This is a genomic window from Streptomyces sp. NPDC002835, from assembly GCF_053591995.1.
On record NZ_JBSFUW010000050.1, the window covers coordinates 33,817 to 40,756 of the forward strand.

A 6,940-nucleotide genomic window follows, 5' to 3' on the forward strand; every position below is an offset into this window, starting at 1 on the left:
CCGGCTTCCTCGTCACGGGGGCGGACCAGCAGACAGGACCGCTCGATCAACGGGCCACAGCAGATCTGGCAGAGCTGCTGCGTGAGGGCCTGGAGCCGTCGCCGAGAGTCCAGCGCGCCGAACAAGGCGTGCCCTGCGTGCTGGTAAGAGACCCAGGGAACGGCGAGCCCCCCTTGCAGCGCGAGGTGCCGGCAGCGGTCGGGTATCGGGGGGCGGCGTGTGGCTGGTGAAGTCTGGGTGTGGCGGCCGCGGGAGCCGTCGGCATCGGTCATGGTGTCGCTCCTGTCTCGAAGGAGTGGTGGCCGGGGACTCACACCGGGCGGCAGGGGGTCGAACTCGGATGTGTCAGCTGGCCATTCGGTGAGATGGAAGGTGTCTGTGGTGTCCGGGAGCGTGTGGTGCGGCATGGCTGTTCTTCGTGGTGCAGGGGTGGGTGGATGGGCCGCCGGGGCGCGTACGGTCGCGCCCCGGCTCCGCCCTCATGGCGTGACGAGCTGGGCCCCTTGACCCAGGTGCTGGCTGGTCACTTCTCGCGGTAGGCGGGGATCAGCGCTCGCACCGTCTCGGGGTCGACGCACCCCCGATGACGGGACAGCGGCGGTGGCTGCTTGTTGCGACCCCGCAGGTGACTCCAGTAGCGCGGTCCCGTCCACTCGCAGAGTTGACAGCTCATGAACCAGGGGTTGTCGCTGCCGGGATAGCCGCTGAGCGGCCACCATCGGTACGCGGCCAGTCCAGCCATCGCCGTCCGCGCGGCCTCGACGTTGCGCGTTGTGGCAGGCAGGCGCCAGTGCAGCAGCGGCACTGGGCCGCTGAGCGTTGGAACCCGGGCGCTACTCGCGGCTGAGTCCAGGGGGGTGATGCGGCCCGCGGCGTATTCGGCGGCCAGGTATTGGGCGGCGCGGTCCCGTCCCTTGCGTCCGTCGGCTACGCGGATCTCATCCTCGGAGCCAGCGGGGACGGCCAGCCACGCGCCGTGCCAGCGGAAGATCCGGCCTATGTGCTTACCGTCGTCGATGGAAACGGGGTAGTGGCATTCGACGTCGGGCTCACCGAGTCGATAGGGGAGGGGAGTTTCGGGACCCGGCGAGCTTGACTCATTTTCCATAATACCTCTCCCGTAGGGGTTGCGTTGCTCGCGCCGCGGGCAGGCCCCGGGGGCTGCGACTCAGCGCTGATGGATGCCCGGCCGTGAAGGGTGTGTCACTCCGGGGCCGGGCATCTACATAAGGTCAGAGGGGAGGGCAACCCCCATCCACCGCCGTCCGCGCCCCCAACGCGCTCGCATGGCGGGGCAGTAGCACCGGGTCCGCCAAGGGATCGTCCAGGGCGGCGCACCAGGCCGCGTCGGACTCGAAGACGGTGCCGCACCCGGCGGTGCAGCGGAGCTGACCCACTGCCAGGCCTTCCTGCTCGGGGTAGACGGCGGGGTGCCGGTAGCCGACGGCCGAACCGTGGTTGCAGTACCCGCGATCCCGCACGGCGTGCCAGGCGTCCGCTGCCGCGTGCATGGCGGCAGCCTCCTGGTCCGCCTCCGCCTGCTCGCCCTTGATGGCCTCCACCTCGTCGGCTGAGCTCTCGTCCTCGTAACGCATGGAACTCCTCAGAAACAGACGGTGGGTGGGCGTCGCGGTGGATCGGAGCGGCCGTTCGGCTCCGCCGGCGGTGCCGTGCACGCGCGCCGCGGGAGCGCGGTGGGCACAGGCATGACTCGAGGCGGACGCCTCGCCCGGTGCGGGGTCAGACGTCTGCCTCCGCCGGCGCAGCCGTCATCGCGTCCGCGGTGCGCCGCCCGGTGATCTGGTCGTAGGTCACGCGGGAGCTGCTGCGGCCCGGCGCCGCGTCGGCGCGGGTGACCACCCGCCGGCTGTCGACCGGGCCGGGAGGCAGCGTCAGAGACCGAGCGTTGACCTTCAGGACCTCGTACCACCGCCCGCAGACGTGTGCGAAGTCGCCCGCTGCGAAGTCATCTCGCGTCCACACCTTCCGCCCCGCTGCTTCCGCATCCTCTAGCACCTGGTGCCAGTGAGTCAGTTCCTCGCGGATCTCTGCTGCACGGCGTTCCAGCTCCGCCGGGTCCTCGCGTGACGGTGCCTCCGCATGGGCGGTCTCGATGCGGCGGAGTACCTGCCGGAGCTCCGCCTCCAGACGCTCTCTGCGGCGGCGTGTCGTTCCCACTGCTTCACGGCGGCTGGTGTAGTTCGCCGCTGCTTCGGCACGGTGGGACAACTGCGCTGCCCGCTCTCCTTCGGCGACGGCCTGACCTTCCATGGCGAACGTCCGCTCACGGAATTTGAGCTCGCGGGAGTACGAGGGGTGATCGATGAGCAGCGGCTGCCCCGGAGGGATCGACGCGCGCCGCCGGTTGGCTTCCGCCCACAGCTCCTCGCTTTTCGCCTGGGCGCGGTTCGCCGCGGCCTGACTTCTGCCGGCGCGGACTGCCGCCCGCCGCCTGCGCTCCTCCTCGGCCGCTGTGAAGGTGCGCCGCACGTCCTCCTGAACTTCTACGGTGACGGCGTACCCGGCGCTCCTCAGATCCTCGGCCGCCCCGTCGATCACTGCGTGCCGGGCTGCCCGGTCCCGTGACCGGGGCAGGCCGAGCCGGTTGATGCTCCGGAAGTACCGGAAGCCGTGCCGATGGACGACGTCGTAGACACCGTCGCCTTTGCTGCTGCCCTCGATCAGCGTTCCTTGGGACCGGGTGTGCCGGATGGTGATCGCACCCCCCTTGTCGGTCGTGTCGATGGTGACGGCTTCACCGTCGGGGCCGGACACGTGAAACACGGGCGGGAACGCCTCTGGCTCATCCATGCTCCGGAGCTGATCGCGCGCCATGCCGGCGGCCTCCTGCGGGGTGGCTGCCTCGAACTCGGCCAACCAGGCGACGTGAAAGGTCTGAACAGTGGGGAAAGGCTTCTGGGCCATGGATGCTCCATGTGGAAGGGGCCCGGGCGGCGGTGAAAGGACCGCCGCCCGGGTGGATGTCACGGGGTCGGGGTGCCGCCGTCGGCCCGGTCCACGGGCGTCAGGCACTGGAGCGGGAACCACGCGTACGTCGTCCACCGCTCGACGCCCTCAGGGATCCGGCGGGTGATGCTGGTAGCGCGTGAGCGTCGCAGGGCTGCGGTGGACTGCTCCGTGAACGTCAGGCGCGCGGCCTTGGCGTCGACCTCGACAATTTCGCCCTGCTTCCCGTTCCAGTCCTGAGGGCTCATCCCCGCGATCGTGACGAGCGTGCCAGGGGCGAGCTTGGCGGCAGCCTCCTGGAGCAGCCTTCGCTGACGGATCTTTGCGGCGTGCTTGAGGTGCGGGAGATCGTCCTTGCTGGCGCGGGCGATGTAGGCGAGAACGTCGGACAGTTCGGTCATGCTGAGGTGCTCGATTCTGTGCGAGGGGCACCGGGGGCCGCGTGCAGCGGCCCCCGGCAGGGTGGGATGGTCAGGCGGCCTTTGTGTCCGGGGCTGTCGGACGGTGCTGGGCCACTGCCTCGGCCTCGACCTCGGAGAGCGTGTAGCCGAGGTCTTCGAGTAGCAGCAGCCACCGGCCCTCCTCGGAGCTGAGGTTCTGCCAGGCGTTCCGCTCCCGGATGGCGTACTCCATGGCGGCTGCGACCTGTGCGAACAACAGGTGCCACTCCCTGGCCTTTGCCGTCTGGCTGACCAGTTCGTCGAACGGTCCGCCGCTGCGCCGGATCGCGGCGGCCGTGTCGGCGTTGGGGTCGTCCACTCCGAGGAACCCGGCCACGAGCTCGGTTGCGGTGCTGTCCATCGCGCTGTGAGCGAACTTCGTGTGCGCCGACCTGGTGTTCATCAGGCAGACGAGAACGAACTTGCGGGCCTTGTCGTCCAGCGAACGGGCCCGGCACAGTTTGGCGATCTCGGCCCGGCGCACTTCCTGCGCTGCGGCCCATGCCTTGTTGCGCGCGATCCTGCGCCGCCGCGTGGCGGATTCCTCGGGGGACAGCTTGTTTTTCGGCTCCTGCTCGCTGGGAACGATGTTGTGCCCGTACTGCTTCGGGGCGGAGCAGTACCAGACCGGCTGGTAGTCCTCGCTGAGCTTGGCGCTGTGACCGGGACACGAGGTGTGCCGGTCCTCGGTGAGCGGGTCGTGCAGCTCGTTGGTCAGCTCGCTGAGCGGTCGGGGGCCGTCGCTGCCGTACGTGGCGCGGAGGAGCGGTACCCCCGCTTCCTTGAGAGCTTCGACTGCCTTCTGCTTGGCCTCGCTGTCGGCGAGCCGGTGGCGGAGCTGTGCCATGGCGTGGTCCCAGTGCCCGCGCTTTCCCTGGCCTTCCTCGTCGTCGGCTGCCTTGGCGCGGCTCAGCTTGTCCAGGGCTCCAGGGACACCTTCGACCTCGGAGAGATCCGCGAGTTGTTCCAGGTCCATCCCCTCGGCGCTGGCCTTGCGGAGTTCGGCGTCGCTGAGCTTTGCGGCGCGACGGGCTGACTTGACCGCGTTTCCCTTCAGCCCAAGGGCGCGCTTCGCCTGGCTGCGCTCGATGTCGTTCATGGCGACGAGCGACAGTTCGGCTGCCCGAATGGCGTCGGGTGCCTCCATCTGGGAGCGGTGGTCGTTCTCGACCAGCGACAAAAAGCGAGTCCATGCGTCGCGACCGGCCAGGTCGGTGCGGATGACGGCCTTGACTGTCTGGCGGGGCCGTCCGTCGGCTTCGGCTGTCTCGTTGGCGATCTGGGCGGCCTGGGCGCGCCGCCAGCCCTTGAAGACGCCGTACTTGCCGTTGGACAGGGGACGGACGCTGATGGCGTCCTCGACTCCAAGGGCCTTCACGGAGTTGATCAGGCGGTCGTCAGGGGCCGTTCCCTCGGTGCGTGCGTTGCACGGGTCGCGTTCGAGGTCTGCGGGGTCGAGCCGTACGACCTCGAACTGATCCTCATCGGGACTGGGGGTCTCGGCGGGAGTGGGCGTGATGACGGTGGTCATGGGGACCTCCTGGTATATGACGATCTTGCGGGGATCCGGGGGAGCCACCCTCGGACATGTTCCATAATACATAAGCTGCGGGGGTGGGGCAACTTCGCGTAAGTCGGCTGCCCCACCACCGGTGTTGCTTGCCCGTCAGGGCCGGCCGCGCCATCGGGCGTCGCGCGAGCAGGCGAGCACCGGCCGTTCTTCACCGTCCAGCGTCAGTACGCCGGCTCGCTGTGCCGCCGCAGTAGATGCAGCCCGTGTTGTACGGTCTCGCGCGCGGCCGTCGTGCGAGCGTCTGCGGTGCGGTCGTGCGGGGCTTGCCCATCGGGCTCTCCTCCGGTTGTAGGGCTGTCCCAACTGCGCCGATGGGCGGAGCTGAGCGCTGGTCAGGTGAGGGCGTCCGGCACGTCGGCCACCGTGGGGCCGCCCGAGCGCGGGCCCGCCGGCGCCGGTCAACTCGGCTCGGAGAGCCCGCCGGTCCGCACGGACCGGCGGGCGGCGGACTACTTGGCGCGCCGTTTCACCGATGCAAAACGGTCCGCCCGGGTCTCGTACCGGCGTGCCCACTGAAGGGCGCGCACTCCTCGGAGGCGGCCTCTGTAACCGTGCTCCCACCACTCGGCCCACTCGTCGCCCATGACGGATGACGGCACGGCAACTACGTATGTACCGTGCGGGTGCCGCGCCAGACTGGCGGGACTGAGGCGAACCGGGTCGGACAGAGTGACTGCTCCGCCCCCAAACGGCACGACCGGCCCGTCCGGCACCCGGCCGCGCCTCTCCGTAACGGTGCGGTGCCTGCTGGCGCTGTGCTGGGCGGCCCGGATCGCTGCCCAGCGCCCTACCGCCCGGACATTGTCCACCGGCACACGGTGCAGCACTCCGTCCGGCGTCGGACGGAAACCGGGGTCCACGCTGTACCGGCCGGACAACCGGCCGGTACGCACGTAGATACTCACTCCGTACCCGCCCACCTGGACGCAGGCGATCGGCACGGTACGCCGGGCGCGCTTGCGGCGGACTCCCTGAGTACAGCCATTCATGCGGCCACTTCCTGGTTGCGTGCTTCCCCGTCGCCGCGGAGATGCGACAGGCAGCGGCGCGCGAGACGCTCGGCGCGGGCTGCTCCTCGCAACTCCTCGACCTCGGTCCGGTACTGCCGCAGGATCCGGCGTTCTCGGCGCGCCTGCTCGTCGGCCATATCCGCGAATTCCGGCAGATACGCGGCCCGGTGAGCGAAACTGTGGGGCGTGTGGGCGAGCACCAGGGCGAGCACGGGGGACGGCGCTGCCATGAACAAGCGGGCGGCGGCCCACCATGCCGCCGTGGCCTGCGCGGCGTTCTGCCGGTGCCGCTCGGCCTCCTGCTCGTACTTCTGCACGTCCTGCTCGCGGCTGGGGATGCCGTGGATCACGAGCCACCGGACCAGTCCGGGCGTCTCTCGACGTCGGGCGAGTGCGGAAAGGCGCGGCAGGTCGGGCCTGCTGGCGTAGTCCTCGGCGCACGCGCGCATCACGGCTTCGAGTGCCTGAGCGGGGCGGGGGCGCGCCGTGTCACCGTTCCGCGCGTCGACCGTTTCCCCGAACTGCCATGCCCACGGGACATGGGCGGGCTCCTCGGTCTTCCGCAGGGCCGTTGCCCAGTAGGGACGGGCGCTGCTCGCGACGCGCGGCAGGGGTTCGGCCGGCATGGCATCCATGCCGTGCAACGCGCCGAGAGTGACGCGAACGGCGCTGAACCGGTGCCATTCGGCGGGGTGGTGGGTGGCTGTCACGTGCAACGGGCCCCGGACGGCACCGGTGGCCGTGTAGAGAACCGCTCCGGACTCGTCGGGTTCTGCGGCCGTGAGGCGAACCGGGCCGTAAGACGTGGTCACTTCGAGCATGACTGGTCGTCTCCTGCTGACTTCTGAGCTGGTGGGGTGGTCAGGGGGGGAGTGGACCTGGGGTGAGGAGACGACGTCGGCGTAGCTGCGGCCGCCGAGGTCGTGGGATGCCGCCCAGGGCATGATCAC

The 6,940-nt window shown here is 69.9% G+C and carries 6 protein-coding genes; all 6 read right to left on the reverse strand.

Annotated elements, in window-relative coordinates; all coding sequences use genetic code 11:
• Positions 1-523 precede the first annotated feature (523 nt).
• The gene (locus ACWD01_RS33570; RefSeq protein WP_451167250.1) at positions 524-1,108 is read right to left on the reverse strand and encodes a hypothetical protein; all 585 of its coding nucleotides are present in this window, start codon (positions 1,106-1,108) and stop codon (positions 524-526) included.
• A 124-nt stretch (positions 1,109-1,232) separates the two neighbouring features.
• Positions 1,233-1,595 carry a hypothetical protein gene (locus ACWD01_RS33575; protein ID WP_451167251.1) on the reverse strand — a complete coding sequence of 121 codons (363 nt, stop codon included), beginning with the start codon at positions 1,593-1,595 and terminating at the stop codon, positions 1,233-1,235.
• A gap of 145 nt (positions 1,596-1,740) precedes the next feature.
• On the reverse strand, positions 1,741-2,925 hold the full coding sequence (locus ACWD01_RS33580; protein ID WP_451167253.1) for a DUF3560 domain-containing protein: 1,185 nt from the start codon (positions 2,923-2,925) through the stop codon (positions 1,741-1,743).
• Positions 2,926-2,984: 59 nt separating this feature from the next.
• Positions 2,985-3,368, reverse strand: a complete 384-nt coding sequence (locus tag ACWD01_RS33585; protein ID WP_451167254.1) for a hypothetical protein — start codon at positions 3,366-3,368, stop codon at positions 2,985-2,987.
• 70 nt (positions 3,369-3,438) lie between these two features.
• A complete protein-coding gene (locus tag ACWD01_RS33590; RefSeq protein WP_451167256.1) occupies positions 3,439-4,938 on the reverse strand; it encodes a ParB/RepB/Spo0J family partition protein in 1,500 nt (499 codons plus the stop codon).
• Positions 4,939-5,965: 1,027 nt separating this feature from the next.
• On the reverse strand, positions 5,966-6,940 hold a 975-nt coding region (locus ACWD01_RS33595; protein WP_451167258.1), incomplete at its 5' end, for a hypothetical protein.